The following is a 20976-nucleotide window of genomic DNA, read 5'->3' as shown; positions in this document are numbered from 1 at the left end:
AATTTCTTACAAGTTTTTTAGTACAAAATTATTCTTCATTATTTCCAGAAGTATCTTCTTCCAATTCTGCATTTAGAATAGCCACAACATCAGAAATTGTTTCTGCTTCTAAATCAGTACGACGAACCAACTCATCAATGTTAAGTTCCAATACGCTACGAGCAGTATCACAACCAATTGATTTTAATTCATCGATAATCCATTCTTCAATCTCATCTTTGAATTCGTCCAATTCTACATCATAATCAGACTCTTCAAACCCTTCTCTATAAACATCAATTGTATAATTGGTCAATTTACTCGCCAATTTGATGTTAATTCCTTTTTTACCAATTGCTTTAGAAATTTCTTCTGGTTTTAAGAACACAGAAGCTCTTCTTTTGTCCGCATCAATTTCAATAGAAGAAATTTTAGCTGGTGTTAAAGAGCGCTGAATCAATAAAGACTCATTGGTTGTATAATTAATAATATCGATATTTTCATTTCTTAATTCACGTACAATACCGTGAATACGAGAACCTTTCATTCCCACACAAGCACCTACAGGGTCAATTCTTTCGTCATAAGACTCTACCGCTACTTTTGCACGTTCTCCAGGTACTCGAACAATCTTCTTAACAGTAATTAACCCATCCTCTATTTCAGGAACTTCTTGCTCCAACAACTTCTCTAAGAAAGAATTATCCGTTCTAGACAAAATAATCACAGGGTTACTGTTTCTCATATCCACTTTGCGAATGATTCCTTTAAGTGTATCTCCTTTGCGGAAAAAATCACCACGAACCATTTCACTCTTTGGCAATAAAAGCTCAACACCAGACTCATCATCTAAAACAACTAGCTCTCTTTTTAAGATTTGATGCACCTCACCACGAATAACATCCCCTACACGATCAACATACATCTGAAAGACCTTGTCTTTTTCTAGTTCTAAAATTCTAGAAATCAAGGTTTGGCGAGCAGCCATAATAGCCCTACGCCCAAAATCTATAATATGAACACGCTGATAGCATTCTTCTCCTACCTCATAATCCGCTTCAATTTCTAACGCCTCTGTAATCGTAATTTGAAAGCGATCATCCTCTACTTCTCCGTCAGGCACAATCTCTCGTTTTCTCCAAATCTCCAAATCTCCTTCATTAGCATTAACGATAATATCAAAATTTTCATCTGTGCTATATTTCTTACGAATTAGAGTACGAAAAACATCTTCTAATACTCTGATCATGGTCGGAAGATCAATGCTCTTTATATGCTTAAACTCTTGAAATGAGTCTATTAAATTGATGCTCATGCTTTCATAATATTTTATGTTTATCTAAATTCATAGTTCACAGTTTTATCTTTTACAAAACTGTGTGGAAAGTTGTTGTAAACAACCTTAGCAACTAACTATTTAAAAGATATTGTAATTATCGTTTTTTTAATATTGTCAAAAGAAACTTCTTTTCGAATGGTCATCAGTTGTTTCTTTTTTCGACCTTCAATTTTTACTTTTTCCTCATATTCAATAACAACACTACTGTCTTTGACCTCTGTAAGAGTTCCTTTGATGTGTTTATGATCATCGTTGACCTCAATACTTACATTACGACCAATATTTTTGAGGTATTGACGTTTAAATTTTAAGGGAGCTCCGACACCCGCCGATGAAACATCTAAGGTATATTTTTCGCCTAACCAACCACCTTCTTCAATATGCTCTTCAAGGTAGCGACTAATTTTGACACAATGTTCGTAAGTTACAGAATTGTCACTATCCAAAAAAACTTGGATAACATCGTTGGTTAATTGCTTTAATTCGATCAAAAACAAATGGCTAAATTCCTCTTCTTGGAATTTTTGCTCAAGAAGCGCTGTTAATTTCTCTGTTAGTGAAATCATTATTATTTTTCTTCTTGTAGGTAAATTCACCCAATTCTATGTATTAAAAAGAGGGAACAGCCTCTGTTCCCTCTTTTTAATCTCGCTTAATTCTAGCGCAAATATACAAATATATGTAGATATTCAAAAAAGTTATAAAGAGATATTGCTCATATTACTGTTTTTTAATGCTTTTGATCCTTTATTACGATGAAATATAGTCAAAAAGTTTCATTTTTGACCATTCTTTTTTCTTTTATTAAATTTAATGATGAAAAAACACCATTCATACGAAGAAGCACGCTCCAAATTACAAGCCTATTGCGCCTACCAAGAGCGCTGTCACAAAGAGGTTCGCTCCAAGTTATTAGAATTGGGTATTTGGGGAGATGATGTTGATGCCATTATTTCAGATCTCATCGAAGATAACTTCCTAAATGAATTACGCTATGCTTTGGCCTTTGCTGGCGGGAAATTTCGTGTTAAGAAATGGGGAAAAAATAGAATTATCAATGCACTAAAAAGGAATCAGATTTCTGCTTATTGCATCAAAAAGGCAATCCAAAGTGAACTCCCTGACCTTGATTATAACCAAACCTTAGAACAGGTAATCCGAAAAAAAGACAACCTATTAAAAGAAAGCAATCCTTTTAAACGCAAACAAAAATTAGCAAAATACACCATAGAAAAAGGCTTTGAATCTCATCTCGTTTGGGAAATGCTCAACCAACTGTTTCCTTATTCAAAAAGGTACTAGTACACTAATCTTTACGAATCTCCTGTTGTCCCTCCTTCCCTTTTGGATAAGGACAATGCCGACATCCATTTCCACAGCAATAACCTCTCTTTTTTAAGTACAATGCCGTAAAAACATAACAACCATTCTCAATATAAAAATCTTCCTGCTCTACCAATGGCTTCTCGACTGGAACAGCAGGCTTCTTTTCTTTCCTCTTTATAAAACTGAACATAATTACATTTAATAATTATCGATAAGATTGGGGCAAGCTCGACTAACGAGGAACTTCTACCTTTGCAATAATATCTTTAATAACATCTTGAACATCCATGCCCTCCATTTCTCGTTCAGGCGTAAGAATAATACGATGGTTTAAGACAGGATAAGCAACGTATTGTATATCATCTGGTGTTACAAAATCACGCCCATTAATAGCAGCTACCGCTTTTGCCGTTTGCATAATTGCCAACGATGCACGAGGAGATGCCCCTAAAAATAGATCCCCATTGTTGCGAGTATTGTGAACCAATGCTGCAATATAATCCAATAATTCATCCTTGATATGAATTTTTTCTACGATTTCCTGGCATTGCTTAACTTCCTTGGCATTTAGAATTGGACGAACATCCGAAATTTGGCGTTTCGAAAAATCATCTCTAAAACGACGCAAGATCAATTGTTCCTCACTGAGTTGAGGGTAAGTTAATTGAATGCGAAATAAAAAGCGATCCAATTGTGCTTCTGGCAATTTATACGTTCCTTCCTGTTCAATCGGATTTTGTGTGGCAATGACCATAAAAGGGAAAGCCATTTTATAGGTTTTTCCATCTACTGTTACTTGCTTTTCTTCCATTACTTCAAATAAAGAAGCCTGTGTCTTGGCAGGAGCACGATTGATTTCATCAATCAAAACCATATTTGAGAAAATAGGCCCTTTGTTAAAACTAAACTCTGCTATTTTCATATTATAAACACTGGTCCCCGTAACATCTGACGGCATTAAATCTGGCGTAAACTGAATACGAGAAAAGCCTATGTTTAAGGTTTGAGCCAACAATTTAGAAGCTAAGGTTTTGGCGACACCTGGAACCCCCTCTAACAAGACATGCCCTCCAGCAAAAATGGAAACCATTACCAATTCAATCAAGTCGTCTTGCCCAATAATTACCTTCTGTACTTCTTCTCGTACTTTATTTACGGTTTCTTGTATTTTAGCAACAGAAGCGTCCTCTGCGCCCCAAGAATAATCTTCGTTCATCTTTCGTTTTAATTTTATTGTTTTTCAGGTTTTCTCAAACCCTATCTATACCGTTTCTTTTTCTAAAAATTGTTGTTTTTTAACTTCTGTATGAAATCGATCAATCAATAAATAAAAATTGTTTAACGTTTCTGCTGTAACGGTTGAGTGAGGCGTTTGCAACACTTTTCTCAACCTAAAGTATTCTACAAATATATCATTGATAATTTCTCGATCTACTTTAGAACGTATTGAAATTCTATGAATCAACTTATCATCTAAGTCACGTGTAACCAAATTATAACGTTGACGCAAATGCGCTAAAAATAAATGCATTTGTTTTTTGATAATGCCTTTATGATCTTGCTGTTGAAAATATAGCCGCCCAATTGTTTCTACAAACTCTAAGGATGTATTTCGATTGGTTTCTAAGATTGGAATTTTCCGCTGTCTGCGCTTAGCACCAAATACCACATAAATAACTCCTAATGCCATAAATAGATACCAACTCCACCTCAAAGCGGGTTGCGAGAAAATATATTCTAGGGGTGACTTAGCTGCTACAGTGGGGCGATCTCTACGTTTAGCCTTATCTTTCTCTGGAGCACTTGCACTTTCTCTATCCCAATACAGTTGATCCGTTTTGATGTGAGAGAATACATAATTGGCATATTCAAATCCCGCAGTATCGACCATAAACAAATTAGAAAACATAAGAGGATTGGTATGAAAATAAAAATAGCCTTCTCCAACCTTTAAACGAGCAAAATTGGTGTATAATTTTTCTTCTTTATCAACAAATGTTCCCAAAGAAGCAATTGGATATTCTCGAAACAAACCAGCATCTTTATCGCTATCACAAAAAGCATCTATAGGAATAAAACTCCAATAGTAATTTCTAGAGTAATTGTTATAAAGATACTCAAATTCGTAATAATGGTCGTTGATGCTAGGATGCGTAAAACTTGCATAAACCTTTTCTTTATAAACAGCAGGATTTTGTCCATTCCAAGTTGTTACGCCACCACAATCTTCTGGGTACAACAAGATTTCAGCTAAACTATCATGGATATTTTCCGTGACAATAAAAGCTTCCCCCCCTGCTTTAACATACTCTCTCAAATGCCAAGCTTCATCTTCTGTATATTTGGCTTTGTTTCCAATGTACAAATAGGTCGTTCCTTTCGCCTTTTCAGGAGATCTAGATAACTCTGCTTCTATTCGGTCATCAAATTTTTCAACCTCAAACCGCTCTTCCAATAAATCGTATAATACTTTCATATCATACGGATTTTTTCCAGTTGTTTCGTAATGGTGCGCCCAATTGTAATACTTAGGTTGGTATTGCGAAAAATAGGCAATCAACCCAATCAAAACAAAGCCAGCAATTATAAATGGAGCAAATTTATTCATCTTATTTAATAGCAGCTAACAAGTTTTTAAAATTGGTTCTCACTTCCTCAAATTGCCCTCCATCAAATACCATATTACTATACCATACATATTCAAAAATGCGTGTTACCTGTTTAAAATCCTCCAACTTAGGGTGTTTCTTTTTTCTCAGTTCTCGCATATAATGACCATTCGTTTTATCTTTCTTCCACTCTATAATTCCTTTGGCAGACAATTCTTTGATGATCGCTAAATAATACAAACGAATTGCCAAACGATAGTCTTGATCGGCTAGTGCTTGTTTTAAGAAACCTTCAACGTCTGCCTCTTCCAAATTGGTTTCTATCTCTTCTAAAGTAATTGGTTTTCGTCGCTGTACTTGCTTATTCACAAGTACGGCATCTCCTGCTACTACTTTAAAAATTACAAATGCCAATATAACCACAGCAAGAAAGACCAACAACGTTTGAGCAAAATCTTGAAAGGTGTAATTAGAGACTGGAAATTCCCTAGGTGGAGAAATGGTTCCTGTGCCTGTTGAGGCGTTCGCTCTACGTTTTTTTCTTTTTTTGGCTTTAGGCTTCTTAGAATACTCCATCCCACTCCCACTGCTTTTCCATTCTTTTTTGTCAAAAGAAGTGGTCTTTAATGGTTCTTTTTGATAAGCATCTGTAGCATTATTGGCATAAGAAAGCGGGTTTTGCCCTATGAGCAAAAACATAATTAAACCAATATATAATAGGTATTTTTTCATCCTTTATCTAATAAATAATCGTTATTGATTTAATTCTCCTTTTCCATTCCGTAAGAGATTTTACGAATACCAACATTAGGAATTTGTTCCAACAAATCTGTTGCTTCTTTGGTTTCTCTAAAACTAAAAAAACCAACCCCCATTACCACAAAAACTAATGGAAATAAAAAACTAAGCATATAAGAGTACAAAAAGATATAAAAACCTTGTCGAACCAATGCTAAATCTGTGATAGGAAATGCATTAACAATAACTCCCAAATAAAAACCCGCTATTGGGGCAGTTGCCATAAACAAGAAAATCAAACACATGATGGTGATAACCAAATAAGCCCCCATCATAACCACCCAATTGCCGCTAACCACAGAAATAGATCGTGCTATTCCCGATATTAAATTAATATTTTCATTAAATACAGTCGCTAAAATCATTAGTAAAATAGGAACTACAAAAACGATCAATAGAAATAACCATCCATCTACCGCCAATAAAAACGAATGAATCACAAACATGCTAATAAACGTAGCGGTTATTGTCTTTAAGAAAAAGAGCCAACCATACTTGGTATTTTTCGCCTTATTCGCATCCTTCTGCACCCAAAACAGTACGAGATAAGCCATTACACCCGAAGTGATATAATTGAGTATCCACGGAATACTAAAATCTCCAACCAGTAAAAACTGCGATACATTTTCTAAGGTATAAGCTGGCAAAGCCCATGGGTTTTCTAAAAACTGCTCAATACTTGTAATCGTTTGAAAAGAATAACTATCACCATCCCATAATAAAATAAGGGTATATATTGCAGCCAATAAAAAAGAAACAAAGGCAACTGGTTTTATGATTTTACGATAAAAAATAAAGGCATCACTAAATATTTGTGCGCTATTTTTTATTTGATTGTATTTAATTTCTGACGATTGTTCTGGGGGTAATTTAACATCACTAATAAAAGAAGTAAATCCTTTTTTTGCCTTCATCCACGGATAAACGACATAATAACTTATGATAAAGGCAAAAGAGCCAAAAATAACAACCCCTCTAACAATAAAAGAGGCTCCTGTGTAACGAGTAATAAAGCCCTCAATAAAGGCAGCCAATATAATTAAGGGCAAAATAGTCAACATGATTAACAAGCCTCGCCGTGCCGAAAGTTGTAGGCTTTGTAAACGGGTTAATGTCTTTGGAAAAACAAGCCCACTCCCCAAGGTTATTCCAGCAGCTCCTGCAATTATAATACAAGAAATCTCAATCGCCCCATGCATCCATATCGTAAAAAAGGATTGCATATACACCCCTTCTCGAATAAACAAGTACTGGAACGCCCCTAACATAATCCCATTCTGAATAATAACGTATATCGTCCCAACGCCAAAAAACAGCCCAACCATAAAACATAAAGTGGCAACCATTAGGTTATTTTGTGCAATCCTAAAAAACATTTGCCGTTGGTTGGGATCTTGATAGACCGCCATAGGGGTGCCATTGTCTATATTTTCTAGTGTCATATCAATATAGTCATCTCCCAAAATAACCCTAGGGAAATCTGCATCCATATAAGAAGAAAATACACCAATAAATGCCGCAGCAAGAAAAATTGTCAAGGCCAAGAAAAAAGGTCTACGAGACTCATAGATGATTTGAGGAACCGTTTCTTTCCAGAAATCTAAGAATTTGAACAAACGCCCCTTTCTATTTTTGTAGACGCTGTAAAAGACTTTCTGGGCAATGTTATTTAGATAAACACGAACCGAACGATTGGGGTAAAAGGTTCTAGAATAAGACAAATCATCTGTTATTTCAACAAACAAATCACTTAACTCATCAGGATTGGCGTTTCCCTTCCCTAAGTTTCGTTCAAATTTTGCCCATTTATCTTTGTTTTGTTTTATGAAGTGAGTTTCACGCATTTGAAATTGGGTTAGAGGACTAGTACAAAAAAGCTATTGTTGTTATTAACTAGAACAAAGAGGTTCCTTCTGTTCATTAGAACAAACCTTTGTCTAATAAAATTCACTCCATTTGAATTTTATTGATAGCCTTTTGGGATTTTTTTTGTTTTTTTATTGTTGTCTAAATTACCAATGGAAATGGTCTTTATTTTTAAACTAAAGAAGTTAGACACTTCTTACAAGATAAATAAGTTTCTATTTTTTTTCAATAGAATCCCTAATTTTTATTTCCCTTTAATCATATTTTATTTGTATATTTCAAATCTACTAACCTTTTGCCCTAGATTTATCCTAAGATGAAAACAATAGAAATCAATACCGCCCAAAAAGTAACCATCCAGTATGAATTAGCTAGTTTGGGCAATCGTTTTTTAGCCTATTTTATCGATGCTTTAATTATGGCTGGTATTATTACCTTCTTGTCCATTATTGGCAATTCGGCAATTGATAATTGGGATAACTTTTTGGTCTATATTTATCTAGTTTTGGCTCCTGTTTTTCTATTTTATACGTTAGCTTCCGAAATCTTTATGCACGGTCAAACCATTGGCAAGCGTTCAATGGGGCTAAAAGTCGTCAAACTAAATGGTGATGCTCCAACAACACACGATTATTTCATGCGTTGGATGTTTCGGTTTGTTGATTTTTGGATGTCTTTGGGTTCTGTTGGAGCCTTATTAATCAATGCTTCTGCCAAGAGTCAACGGCTTGGGGGCTTGCTTTCTGGAACTACTGTTATCCGCACCACTTCTCAACGAAATTTCACCCTAAATGATATTCTAAAAATATCTACGCTAGATACTTACAATCCTAGTTATCCCCAAATTCGAAAATTCAACGAAAAGGACATGCTGTTTATCAAAAAAGTCTTAGAGCGTGAACGCCGTTACCCGAACCCTTCTCATCGAAAAGCAGTCAATGAATTATCTCAGCATGTTGCTCAGCAATTGGACATCAACAAAATTCCAAAAGATAGAAGCAAGTTTTTACGAACCTTAATCAACGATTATATCGTGCTAACCCGCTAATTCATGGGTGCAAAAAGTAACTTGTTGTTACTCCAAACTATTTAATGGCTTAATAATGACACTGAAAGATAAATATATTCCCCAATTTAGTGATTTTGGCTTCAATAAGTTCTTGGATGATGATGAGTTAGTTGAGCTTTCACCTAAAGAACGCTACCAATATCAAGAAAGTCTAAAACATTATAGAGATTTAAAAAATGTCATTGATTCCTCTAAGGATGAAGGCATTGAACAAGGAATTGAACGAGGGATTAAACAAGGTGAAAAGAGCAAGGCAATTCAAATTGCAAAAACACTGAAAAACAAAGGCATTTCTATTCCTTTAATTAGCCAATCTACAGGGCTTTCTGAGCAAGAAATAGAGGAATTATAAGCAATTCCTCTACCTCTACGCTATTTATCTTTACCAATGAACGGCAACTTTTCCAATTGATTTGCGCCCCCCTAAAAAGTCGTGCGCTTTGGCAATTTCATCAACAGAGAATTTTCCTCCTATCGTTGGGTTTAAGGTCCCATCCTCTACCAACTTAACCACAGCTTGTATACAATACTTCAATGCCTCTGGACGGTTATCTGCTACTCGCAACATATTTACCCCAGTCACCCCTTGAGATTTTAGCAATAATTCAACAGATGCTAGAAAACCAAAGCCAAATACTAATTTTAGGTCTCCTAAGATTCCCTTTGCTTTTCCAGAACGACTTGCTGCACCATAACAAATAATACGACCAGTTCCTATAGCCAACAGTTTACGAGCTTTCTTAACAGCACTACCGCCCAAACTATCGAAGGCAACATCAATGGCATTTTTACCTGATTTTTGAACAATATAATCTGCAAAATCTGTTGTATTATAATTAATGGGATGATCTACGCCCAAGCTGCGCAAATAGTCCAGTTTCTTCTCCGATCCTGCGGTTCCATAAACAATGCACCCTTTGCTTTTTGCCAATTGCACCAAGGCTGTTCCTACCCCTCCTGCTGCTGCCTGAATCAAGACATGTTCTCCAGCATGCAACTGAGTAGTATAAGCGGCACAATAATAAGCCGTAGCATACTGTGTTGCAATGGCTGCGGCTACACAGTAATCCATATCATCAGGAATTACAGCAGCGGCACGAGCATCCGCAACGGCATATTCTGCATAACCTCCAAAACGAGTTAAAGAAACAACCCGTTGCCCTACTTCAAAACCTTTCACAGCTTTGCCAATAGCATGAATATGTCCCACTACTTCATAGCCCAAGACCGTCGGTAGTGGTGGGCAATCTTGATACAAGCCCTGACGAGCCATTACATCGGCAAAATTTAACCCAAAAGCTTCTGCCTTAATGCAGATTTCATGATCTTGAGGAGTAGGAATTGGACGCTCTTGAATTTCAAAAGCGGTATCTGCTTTTCCAAATTTGGTGAGGACAACAGCTTTCATTTTTTTTATTTTTATTTTGGTTCTTTGGCAAATTGTGTGATACTAATTTATATTGTAAGGTAAAATTATTCTATTTGGGGATATTAGAGCCTAGACCACGTTGTTGTTAGATCGCTTCGCTTTTAGACTATATGGCTGTAATTCATGCCTATATAGTCTAAAAGCAAAGCGATCTTATTTCTAAAATCTAATCCCCAAACGGCATAAGTAAAACCGTTAATTAAAATTTCCACACGATTTGTCAAAGAACGTTATTTTTTAGTATATAAACTATAGTTTTGGCAATCTTTGCATTGCAATTCCATCCACTTCAAGGTACTTTCCTCCTCTTCTGTGCTTTCTGCAAAACGCAATTTAGTGGCTTTGCTAGCACAAACCGCACAAGCGTAGCCCAACGCTGGCATGTTCCCCCCTTTTCCAGGAATAAAAGGTTGAGCATTTATTTCTATTTTCCAAGCTCCGCCCATCTGCTCCTGAATGCTGGGTGCCACTTTTATTTTTTTTGCCATTTGAATGGTATGATCGAATTACGAAAGAAGCATTTTTAATATCACTCACTAAGTTAGTGCTATTTTTTAGCTATTACTATAAAACCATCAAATAGTTGAATGGTTTAGTTTTATCTTTTTTTTCTCTTGTCCACCTTTTGTCCACCTATCATTTTTGTACTCCCCAAAGCCATCCCCTACATTTGCGCCAATTATAACACACAGACATTTCTGTGTTCAAAAAATTACATACAAGAATGAAAAATTTTATCTTCCCCCTTTTAATCCTATTCATCCATTCACAACTCTGGTCTCAAGGAGGTGTTGGGATTAACAACGACAATTCGTCCCCTGATAATTCAGCCATGTTAGATGTTAAATCTACTGACAAAGGATTATTGACCCCACGCATGACCGAAAGTCAACGCAATGCCATTAGTAGTCCCGCTACAGGCTTGTTGATTTTTCAAACCGATGGAACAAGTGGATTCTATTATTACAATGGTAGTACTTGGCAAGCTGTAGGAGTTATAGATAACGATTGGAGCATCAATAGTAATGATATGCACAATGCCAATACAGGACGAGTAGGAATTGGCACCACTACTCCAAGTATGGGAAAGCTACATGTGCGAGGAACTGGTGGTACCGCAGGCACCTTTAATGCCGTTTATCGAGCTTATGTTTATGAATCTGCGGGGTCTTTTACAGGAGCTTCTGACGGCACAGTAGGAGCAGCAATCTTGGGAATTCCTACAGATATTGCTAATAATGCCTCTAGTATAAGTTTAGCAATTAATTTAGGAGGTGATGTAGATGGAAATTTTGGTTTTCCCACTAGTATCTCTGCTAATTTGCAAGGCGCTAATATAGGTTCTAATTTAACAGCCCCTACAGGAGTAGATGGTTGTGGTGATCCGAACAATGGTGGTGTATTTTACCCTACCACTATTACAGCAGCAGATGTTACAAGTACGGTATCTGGTCAAACGACGTTGACGTTATCGGCAGAAGATTTTGGAGGAAGTGGTTTTGGAGCAGCATATTGTGGTCATACAGGAGTATGGATAGAGTATGTGTTTACTTATACGGTACCTATTCCAGCCCCTGCACTAGCTGTAGAAAATGGCACGATTCGCTTGAATGACTTTGCAGGTAGTGGCTCTACTCCTTTGTATGTTGATGCACAAGGAGACCTACAAAAAATCACTGGAAATGGAGCTTTTATCGTACGCAATCCCGATGGTTCTATTAATATGCAAGACTATTCTCATGGCAAACTAACCCTAGGGGGAACTCCTTGGAGCAATGCTTATTTAGGTGGGTATAAATCTGCTACTTTAGAAATCAAAACAGGTGCTGTACGCCCTATTTATGGCAGTAATATACGAGAATACGACAGTGTAGGAGTAGTGAGTACGCATTCGAATGCCCATACTAACCCTATAGACTTATTCTCTATCAATGCTCAATATAACATTGGAGGAGGTAACTTTTTTGCGCACTCTGACCAACGCATCAAAAAAATATTAGGGCTTTCTAATCCTGTTGCAGATTTGGAGCGACTAAAAACCATTCGCATAACAGATTATACATACATTGATACCATTGGCAAAGGCACAAATGAGGTAAAAAAAGTAATCGCACAGGAACTAAAAGAAGTCTATCCACAAGCCATTAGCTATACGGCTAGAGCTGTTCCTGATCTTTATCAATACAGTGCCGTACAAGATGGATGGGTTTATTTAGCAACCGATCTTAAGGTTGGAGCATTGATTGAATTGATGGTAACGGAGAATGATCAAGAACGAGTAGAAACAGTAGCTGTTATAGCCGTAGAAAAAAAACGCTTTCAAATCAACAAAAAACTAAATTATGACCAAGCCTTTGTCTATGGGCGTGTTGTCAATGATTTTCATGTGGTTGACTATGATGCCTTAACCACTTTAAATATCTCAGCCACTCAGGCTCTGTTAAAGCGAATAGAGGTATTGGAAGCTGAAAATGCTCAATTAAAAACACAGCAACAAGAACTTGGACAGCTCAAAATGGAAGTGGCTCAAATCAAAGCACTCCTAAGCGCTGACAAAACAGTTGCTAAACAACCCTAATTCACCTTTAAAGCTGAAATAAATGAAGCAATTTATAAAAATTGCCCTTTTGACTGCTTTGTCGGGTTTTGTCTCAGCCCAAGGAGATTTAGTCAATCATGGAGCAAATATAGTTCTTGATAATAACGCTGCGATTTATGTTGAAGGTGCCGTAACCAATGAAAACAACGGCACGATTAATAATAATGGTGCGATTTATTTAAAAGATAATTGGACTCAAACGGGCAGCAGTACTACCTATCTGGGAACGGGCTGGTTACGCTTTGAAGGCAACAACAACCAAACGATTAATAGCACGGCTCCCTTAGCTCTTGCTAATTTGAGTGTGAATAATAACAACCGATTATTACTCACCAATAATTTAAGTATTTCAACAACTGTTGATTTAAATAACAATGGCAATATTGAGCTAGGGAATTACCAACTAGCTTTAGCCAACAGCGCAACAATTACAGGTTATGATGCTAATCATTATATTATCACAAATGGGACAGGAACCTTATCACAAGAAGTTGGGGTATCTACTGTTCATTACCCTATTGGCAATACTTCTTACAACCTAGCAAGTATTAACAATACAGGTTTGACCGATATCTTTAGCATTCGAGTCGCTGATCAGCTATTAAAAAATGGAACAAACGGTTTAGCATTTACAGAAGGAGTTGTTAACAACACTTGGTTCATTGAAGAAAACACAACAGGAGGTTCTTTAGTCAATATGACATTGCAATGGAATAGCAGCCAAGAATTGCCCAATTTTATCCGCAGCAATGCAGGGATTGCCCATTATACCAATGGGGCTTGGGATCAATCTTCAGGCTTTGGAACAGCAAGTTTGGTAAGTGGCACGCAATATCAATTAAGTGCTAGCGGCATTAGTAGTTTTTCGCCCTTTGGAATAGCGACTCAGCAGATTGATTTGCCTGTGGAATTAATCGCCTTTAATGCCAAACGCAGCAATGCAATACTCGTTCAGTTGGACTGGGCAACGGCTACTGAAATTAATAACGAAGGCTTTTATATTGAACGAATGTTAGCCCCTGAAAATGAATTTGAGACCATTGCTTATGTCGAAGGGCAAGGCAATACTGTTCAGCAAACATTGTATCAACTAACGGATGAAAATCCTTATACAGGAATGAGTTATTATCGACTACGCCAAGTAGATTTTGACGGTACGATTAGTTACTCTGAGATAAGGGCAGTAGCAGGCAAGGCACTGGAAGCTGATCTATCGGTTTTCCCGAACCCTACATCCAAAGAAGTCACTATTTTACTACGTAATGTAGACCGTCAAGCGGCTGTTGTTTCTATGTTGGATGCGAGTGGAAAAAAGGTACTTGAATATACCACCATTCTCAGCGCTCAAAAAAATATCAAGTTATTGAATTTGGATCGTTTCCCAAGTGGGATTTACCTACTCCATATAGCATTGGATGATGATCGTTATTTTAATCAAAAATTAATTATAGAATCACTTTAGTTACATTTTTAATGTAGCAGAGTATTCTTAATGTTTGTGTAATTTTCCAAGGCTACCTATTGGGACTAGGTAGCCTATTTTACAAATTCATCAAGTATTTTTCTAGACTTGTTCCTGTTTCTAAACTCAGTTTTTTCCGAATTCTATAGCGACTTTTTTTAATTCCCTCTATGGATATATTTATGATATTCATAATATCCTTATTGTTCATTCCAAAACGTATTAAGGAACAAACACGAACTTCATTAGAAGATAGATTAGGGGTTCGAGCCAATAGATTTTTAATAAATAGAGGGTCTGTTTTATTAAATTTATCCATAAAGTCCTCCCAATAATTATCTTCCACGATCAACTTATCAATATGCCTAGCCACATGACGCACTAACATTGCAGGGTTCTCTGTTTCTGTTTCACAACGTTCCTTTATTTCTAACAAGACCTTATTTTTATGCGCCAATAACAACAAATTGCTGTTCAGCTCTTGTCGGATCATCTTGACTTCTTTTTGAAGGAAATTCTGCTGAGTAATTAGCAATTCTTTTTCTATAGCAATCCGCTCTTGTTCTAGTTGTTTTTGATATAAAATGGACTGTATTCGAGCCAATAACTCAATAGGATCTGCTGGTTTTCTCAAAAAATCAACAGCACCCTGCTCTAATGCTTGTTCTAAATTTCGGGAAGCGGTCATTGCCCCCGTATACATAATAACAGGGATGTTCTTCCAATTATTATTTCTTTGAATTTCTTGAAGTGTTTCTAGTCCATTTAAAACGGGCATTTCCCAATCTAACAAAACAACATCTACTTGTTTTTTCGCTATAATTTGTAAGGCCTGTTTCCCATGATTCGCCACTAAAACAGACATTGTAGGCATCTGTTGAAGCATTAAATCAACAATTGTCATTCGATTGGCAGGGTCATCATCAACCACCAGTAATACCTTGTCTACTAAAAAACTATTTTTATTTTGCATCTGAAACGCTTTCTTTCAAAAATTCCTTGTAAGTATGCTCATCGTTAAGAAAAACCACCTGCTCTAGTTCTGTAACCCAAGTCATAACAGTTGTTTTTCTGCTTTGTTGTTTAATCGTTTCTACAATTGCTCGAATCGCCGTTCCTTCAAATACCTCATGTGCCAACAATTGGGTAATATAGGGCTTTAAAAATTGTTTCTCGTTCGTTGTTAATTTTTGTTGAGTTATTGAGGGAGTGTTATTATCAACATTGTGCGCTACCATTTCTGAGCGACAAATATCACGATCAGGAATCTGCAACTCAAAAACTGCTCCTCCTCCCTCTCGGTTAAACGCCCTAATTTCAATCGACAATTCATCGCATAACTCTTTGACTATTTTCAACCCTAGGCCACTTCCTTTTTGAGCAACATGAATAACATCGATGGAAGCAAATAAATGTTCTAATTGCTCCTCAGGTATTCCCAAACCACTATCCTCTACTTGCAACAAACAGCCCTCTTTATTCAGAAGTGTACGAATACAGATCTCCCCGCTAAAGGGCGTATTTTTAATTGCATTGGTTAATAAGTTACGCAGAACAATTTGCAATAAATTAGCTCCTGTATTCAACTGAATAAAATCAACCTCCTTTTTAACAACAAGTCCCCCCACTTCTATTAAAGCATCCAACTCATTTAACACCTTATTGACCAAGACATCTAGGACAATTCTTTTTTTCTTTTTTAAGCTGACTTCTTCTTTGTTCAAGGTCACCCACTGCATCAAGCCATCCATCATAACATAAGCCTTTCTAGCAGCTAGATCAACTTGCGCTATTGATTTATTTAAGGCAACAGCTCTTTTATCATTTAGATTCCTCAATATCAAACTAACATTGGTACTAATTACATTAAAAGGCGTTCTCAGATCATGCCCAATAACCGCAAGAATTATCTCCTTGACTTTGTTGGAGTTTTCTAACTTTTTGGCATAACGCTCTATTTCTTTATTTTGCCTCCTCAATTTCCACCAAAAGCCAATTAGCAAGAATAAGATAATAACTACAAGCACCAAAATACCATACAATTGAATGCGCAGCCGTTGTTCTGCAACAATTGTTTGTTCCTGCTTGAGTATCCGTTGATTTTTTTCTTGCTGTAATAATTGCTCATTAATTAAGAACAGTCGTTTTTCCTCCTCTTGGAAAAAGTTTCTAGACACTTCATATTTAGCAGCATAGTAAATTGCTTTTTTGTAGTCTTCTTTTTGAGTATAAATTTGCTTCAAGTAAGCATAACAACGCTCTAAGCCTTTATCATTACCATTCGCTTCTGCCAGCTTTTCTGTAGCCAACAATAAATCTTCTGCTTCTTTTAATTGTCCTTGTTCTAGCCATGTTTTGCCCGATTCCGTACCGATATAAATAAATACATGATCTTGGTGAATTGCTTTGACTTTCTCTAGTGCTTTATGGAGATAAAAATAACCTGAATCTACCTCATTCAAAGCATAATAAACCTGCCCTAAACGCATATAGGTTTGAGGTAAATACCGAATAAATTGATTATAACCAAAATCTTCTTTTAAATCCTCATTAGACAATAAAGAAATCGTCTTTTGGAAATTGGCAATAGCCTTAGGGTAATTATGTTTGTGCTCGCTATACAAGCGTCCAATTACCTGATAAGTATAAGCAATTTGAAAAGAATCTTTTACCATATTTTCTTGCAAAGAAAGCGCTTTCTGGACATAGTGCAAAGCACTATCAATCTGTCCTAATTCTTGAGCCACCAAGCAATAATTAGAATTAATGGTGCCTAAGCCCCTATAATTTTCTTTATTTTTAAAAACTTGCTCAGCATCTTGATAATAAGTCTTTGCTAAATTATACAGTTTTAGGTCATAATATAGATTCCCTACATCCAACAGAAAATACCCATCATCGACACTTTCTTTTCTAAAGGTTTCACTCTCACTATATTTTTGATAATAATTTAAGGCTTCCAAGTAATTCTCTCGAATGGCATACATAAACCCCTTTGTCTTGTAACGAGTGTGATTACACCTTGCCTTATGGCCCAAACGTTGATGTAAAAATGCTAAGGTATCAATTAGGGGGAGGACAAGTTCTACTTCTTGATGAATCTCCTTTCCTATGATACTGTCTAACAGCCCGATTCTTTCCTCATAATAAGCAATGTCATTATTGGGCAATTTGCGATAACGCTGGTACCAAGACTCTAAAGTTTGAGCAGTAGTTGGTTCCATACCTGCTCCTAACAAAAGTAACGTTAAAAAACAATAAAGGACAGTTCTATTCATATTCAATAGCGACTTAAATCATTCCTCTTGATTTCATTTCTAAGTATTTATTAATACTATTCACAGAAAGATCTTCTGGGCGAGTTAAAATTGCTTGGATACCATATTGACGCAACTCTTGGACTATACGATGCTTTTCTTCTACAAATTTGGAAGCAATCGTTTTGTAATAAATTTCCTCTGTGGTGTGCGCCTCTTGATTAGAATAATCTACAATTTCGGTATTTTCAAAAAAGACCACGACCAGAAGATGCGCAATATTGATGCGCCTCAAAAGTGGTAGCACACGAGCCATTGCAGAATAACTTTCAAAGTTGGTATACAAAAAGATCAAACTACGCCTTCTTATAAATTGTTTGGTTGCTGTATACAACAGTTCATAATTTGCCTCAAAATTACGAGGTTGTTCTTTGTATAAGGTCTCAATAATTAGATTGAGTTGTTTGGAGCCTTCCTCTGCTTTTACTGTTGCACCAATTTTATCAGAAAAAGTCATTAAACCAGCCTTGTCGTGTTTTTGTAACGCTACACTAGAAATAACGAGGCTCGTATTCACTGCATAATCCAACAAACTCATTCCATTAAAAGGCATCTGCATAGAACGCCCTTTATCAATGACTGAAAAAATCTGCTGGGATCTTTCGTCTTCAAATTGATTAATCATTAAATCATTTCTACGACTTGTTGCTTTCCAATTGATACTTCTATAATCATCCCCTTTTACATAATTTCGAATTTGGGCAAATTCGTAACTAGCTCCTAATCGACGTACTTTTTTGACCCCACGCATGGTAGATATTCTAGCAATTGCCATTAAAGAAAATCGATTCATTTGCATAATAGATGGGTAAACCAGAATTTTCTGTGTAATTCGATGTTTTATTCTCCGTTCTAATATGCTTAAGGTAGTATGAAGATAAAGATTGACATTGTGAAAAGTATATTCTCCACGAATGGTTGGTCTTAGTTTATATTGATAGGTTTTCTGCTCATTCGCTTTTAAGTCGTCTTTGATTTCAAAATCACGTTTTTGAAACTCCACAGGCAATTCGTCTATAATCGTTATTCCTAAATTTAGACCATATTGATTGTGCAATTTTAGTAAAACGGTATTTTCATCTCCCAATGATAATTGACGAGGCAAAACACGTTCACAGGGTAACTGTACCCCCTTATTAAATAATAAAAAAGCATCGACAAAAACTAAAGCTATAGCAGCAACTAAGGTAGCTTTGGCTATTGCAAAAAGAAAAGGGAAAGGAAAACTGGCAATAAACAAAGCGGTTACCCCTCCAAATAACCAAAAAAAACGATCACCTAGAAATACATCTTGAAGCGTAAAAACACGAATTATTTTTTTCCACATAAACGATATCGGGATAGCAAGCAGTTAAGAGCCCATCTTATACACCTTTGTACCGTAAAGGATTAGGAATTATAAATATAGATGAGATTAAATGGGTTAATGATTTAATAATTACAAAAGTTAGGCTTTTTTTATAAAAAATACAATTTTGAGTCCATTTTGTAGTTGAAGTTCTTTTACCTACTCAAAACATTCGCCTGCTATTTTTAGTTCAGTTACTCCCAAAAGGATTGGGTTAACTAGGAGAATAAACGACATTTTTTGATTCTCATAAAAAAAAATAATTTATTAGGCAGCGTATTCAAGTTTTAGACGTTTTATAAGCAAAGGCAATTTTTTTCGTTACGTACCCAATGACTTTGTACTTCTATTGATTCTACCATCATAAAAGTATTGAAGTCGAGTAAAAGGCTAAAACAAAAGTTTACTAGAAGCAAACTTTCGTTACAATTAAGGCAAATCTATATAGATTTGCCTTTTTGTTTTTAATAGCGTTCGTCTTTTCCACTAGATTGGCTTACTTTTGGTATATAAGATCAATTCATTGATGTTATTTCGCTCTTAAAGAAGAAGTAATAGAACATTCTTCCTTCTTCTACTTACCCACAAATACTATCAAACCTTAATTAACTATATATGAGCACCATACTAAAAAGCATCTTTATTTTCGTTTTGGTTCACCTAACTTTTTTTGTTTATGGACAAGCCCAAATAAAAGAACAAACAATTGTAGCTTATGGTATAGGACAACAAGACAGTATAATTCGCTTTAGAAAAACAGTGAATTATGATTCATTAGGTCGATTAATAAATCGACAGAATTATTATTATCACCATAGAGAGAAAGGGGTTTTAGTAAAAGAAGAAAAAGCGTTCTTCAACCCTCAAGATCAATGGTTAACCGAACAAATCATTACTTATCCATTGGGTAAAGATCCTATTTATAAAAAACTAAGAACAAAATACTTGGATTACCAAGCAAATGAAAAAAATAGTAAACACATTTTGCGACAGCTTTATGATAAATATGGAGAGCTCTCTAAAGAAGATACCCTTACTTATGACAAGGATAGTAACTTAATTGCCGTTTGTAATTATAATTACCAAGGGAGTACCTCTTTATTTTGTAATTATTATACCTATAAGGATAATTTACAAACAAGATGGACTACCTATACTAAATGGACTACCATTAATGTAAAAGGAATGGTTGTTGAGCGTCAAGCTAAACGGCGAGATTTCCGTTACAAATACAACAAAAACAAACAGTTGACCCGATCCTTTGGCAGACATTACAAAAAACGCTTTTGCCAAAAAATAAAATACGACAAACAACATAAAATTCTAGAAGATAAGTCTATTGTTAAACATAAAGCAAGGCAAGTGGGGACGAAAGATAATCCACCCCAAAAGAAGTTTTATATCCATAAAGAAGAAAAAACACTCCATTATCAAAATGGTCTTTTGGTCAAAGAAATCCAATTGGTTAACAAAAAAGAAACCAAAAAAAAGGAGATTACCTATCAAGATAGTCTTCCAAAAACAATAACGACTAGTCTTAATACCATCGTAGTAGTAGAAAAAATTTATACCTATAACGCACAGCTTATCTTGACTCAGTTGACCACCAACAAATACCATAAAAATGGAAAAATTCGCTATTCTATTATTACCCATTTTAACCCAAAAGGCAATGTCATAAAAGAAGAACAAATTATAGGTCAAAAAACCTTATCTGTTTTAGAAATAAAATATGACAAACACGGGAATCCCCTTGTGCAAAGTTTATCGGCTAAGAATAATAAGAATTTAGAAAAAACGCTGTATATTTATAAGTACTACTAACATCAACAGAT

General features: G+C 35.8%; 18 protein-coding genes. 6 read left to right on the top strand and 12 right to left on the bottom strand.

Translation table 11 applies throughout. The annotated features are described in order from the left end of the window. Positions 1-28: 28 nt before the first annotated feature. Positions 29-1294, bottom strand: coding sequence for a transcription termination factor NusA (nusA, locus tag AsAng_RS24970; protein ID WP_264789855.1), 1266 nt, complete (start codon positions 1292-1294; stop codon positions 29-31). A 98-nt stretch (positions 1295-1392) separates the two neighbouring features. Continuing rightward, on the bottom strand, positions 1393-1884 hold the full coding sequence (gene rimP, locus AsAng_RS24965) for a ribosome assembly cofactor RimP (protein WP_264789854.1): 492 nt from the start codon (positions 1882-1884) through the stop codon (positions 1393-1395). Between the two features lie 247 nt (positions 1885-2131). On the opposite strand from rimP, the gene AsAng_RS24960 reads away from it, so the two are divergent. Beyond that, positions 2132-2620, top strand: coding sequence for a regulatory protein RecX (locus tag AsAng_RS24960; protein ID WP_264789853.1), 489 nt, complete (start codon positions 2132-2134; stop codon positions 2618-2620). A 4-nt stretch (positions 2621-2624) separates the two neighbouring features. On the opposite strand, the gene AsAng_RS24955 is transcribed toward AsAng_RS24960, so the two are convergent. Genes AsAng_RS24955 through AsAng_RS24935 form a run of 5 tightly spaced genes read right to left on the bottom strand, consistent with a single transcriptional unit; the run spans position 2625 to position 7895 of the window. Beyond that, entirely contained in the window at positions 2625-2834 is a 210-nt protein-coding gene (locus AsAng_RS24955) for a DUF5522 domain-containing protein (protein WP_264789852.1), read from the bottom strand. A 42-nt stretch (positions 2835-2876) separates the two neighbouring features. Next, a complete protein-coding gene (locus tag AsAng_RS24950) occupies positions 2877-3860 on the bottom strand; it encodes an AAA family ATPase (RefSeq protein ID WP_264789851.1) in 984 nt (327 codons plus the stop codon). Between the two features lie 45 nt (positions 3861-3905). Next, complete coding sequence (locus AsAng_RS24945) at positions 3906-5252, bottom strand: DUF4350 domain-containing protein (RefSeq protein ID WP_264789850.1); 1347 nt, start codon at positions 5250-5252, stop codon at positions 3906-3908. 1 nt (position 5253) lies between these two features. Then, on the bottom strand, positions 5254-5985 hold the full coding sequence (locus tag AsAng_RS24940) for a DUF4129 domain-containing protein (protein ID WP_264789849.1): 732 nt from the start codon (positions 5983-5985) through the stop codon (positions 5254-5256). 29 nt (positions 5986-6014) lie between these two features. Next, positions 6015-7895: a stage II sporulation protein M gene (locus AsAng_RS24935; RefSeq protein WP_264789848.1), complete on the bottom strand. Its 1881-nt coding sequence runs from the start codon at positions 7893-7895 to the stop codon at positions 6015-6017. A gap of 338 nt (positions 7896-8233) precedes the next feature. Here AsAng_RS24935 and AsAng_RS24930 point away from each other — a divergent pair, with 338 nt between their 5' ends. Together AsAng_RS24930 and AsAng_RS24925 are read left to right on the top strand one after the other, a co-directional pair. Next, positions 8234-8965: an RDD family protein gene (locus AsAng_RS24930; RefSeq protein WP_264789847.1), complete on the top strand. Its 732-nt coding sequence runs from the start codon at positions 8234-8236 to the stop codon at positions 8963-8965. Positions 8966-9020: 55 nt separating this feature from the next. Beyond that, on the top strand, positions 9021-9338 hold the full coding sequence (locus tag AsAng_RS24925) for a hypothetical protein (RefSeq protein ID WP_264789846.1): 318 nt from the start codon (positions 9021-9023) through the stop codon (positions 9336-9338). A gap of 30 nt (positions 9339-9368) precedes the next feature. Here the strand turns inward: AsAng_RS24925 and AsAng_RS24920 are convergent, their stop codons facing one another. Further along, positions 9369-10394: a quinone oxidoreductase family protein gene (locus AsAng_RS24920; protein WP_264789845.1), complete on the bottom strand. Its 1026-nt coding sequence runs from the start codon at positions 10392-10394 to the stop codon at positions 9369-9371. 251 nt (positions 10395-10645) lie between these two features. Continuing rightward, positions 10646-10903 carry a hypothetical protein gene (locus AsAng_RS24915; RefSeq protein WP_264789844.1) on the bottom strand — a complete coding sequence of 86 codons (258 nt, stop codon included), beginning with the start codon at positions 10901-10903 and terminating at the stop codon, positions 10646-10648. Between the two features lie 236 nt (positions 10904-11139). On the opposite strand from AsAng_RS24915, the gene AsAng_RS24910 reads away from it, so the two are divergent. Together AsAng_RS24910 and AsAng_RS24905 are read left to right on the top strand one after the other, a co-directional pair. Then, positions 11140-12993 carry a tail fiber domain-containing protein gene (locus AsAng_RS24910; protein ID WP_264789843.1) on the top strand — a complete coding sequence of 618 codons (1854 nt, stop codon included), beginning with the start codon at positions 11140-11142 and terminating at the stop codon, positions 12991-12993. Positions 12994-13015: 22 nt separating this feature from the next. Further along, a complete protein-coding gene (locus tag AsAng_RS24905; RefSeq protein ID WP_264789842.1) occupies positions 13016-14476 on the top strand; it encodes a T9SS type A sorting domain-containing protein in 1461 nt (486 codons plus the stop codon). A 79-nt stretch (positions 14477-14555) separates the two neighbouring features. Here AsAng_RS24905 and AsAng_RS24900 read toward each other — a convergent pair whose 3' ends face one another. The 3 genes from AsAng_RS24900 to AsAng_RS24890 are packed head-to-tail and all read right to left on the bottom strand — an operon-like array spanning position 14556 to position 19120. After that, the gene (locus tag AsAng_RS24900) at positions 14556-15449 is read right to left on the bottom strand and encodes a response regulator (RefSeq protein WP_264789841.1); all 894 of its coding nucleotides are present in this window, start codon (positions 15447-15449) and stop codon (positions 14556-14558) included. Then, complete coding sequence (locus tag AsAng_RS24895; protein WP_264789840.1) at positions 15439-17754, bottom strand: ATP-binding protein; 2316 nt, start codon at positions 17752-17754, stop codon at positions 15439-15441. Before AsAng_RS24895 ends, AsAng_RS24900 begins: the two co-directional genes overlap by 11 nt. A 13-nt stretch (positions 17755-17767) precedes the next feature. Continuing rightward, on the bottom strand, positions 17768-19120 hold the full coding sequence (locus AsAng_RS24890; RefSeq protein WP_264789838.1) for a DUF58 domain-containing protein: 1353 nt from the start codon (positions 19118-19120) through the stop codon (positions 17768-17770). Positions 19121-19756: 636 nt separating this feature from the next. Here AsAng_RS24890 and AsAng_RS24885 point away from each other — a divergent pair. After that, entirely contained in the window at positions 19757-20965 is a 1209-nt protein-coding gene (locus tag AsAng_RS24885; protein WP_264789837.1) for a hypothetical protein, read from the top strand. Positions 20966-20976: the final 11 nt, after the last annotated feature.

Origin of the sequence: Aureispira anguillae (assembly GCF_026000115.1) — a bacterium.
In the GTDB taxonomy this organism is placed as follows: Bacteria; Bacteroidota; Bacteroidia; order Chitinophagales; family Saprospiraceae; genus Aureispira; species Aureispira anguillae.
This window is presented reverse-complemented; position numbering and strand designations above follow the sequence as displayed.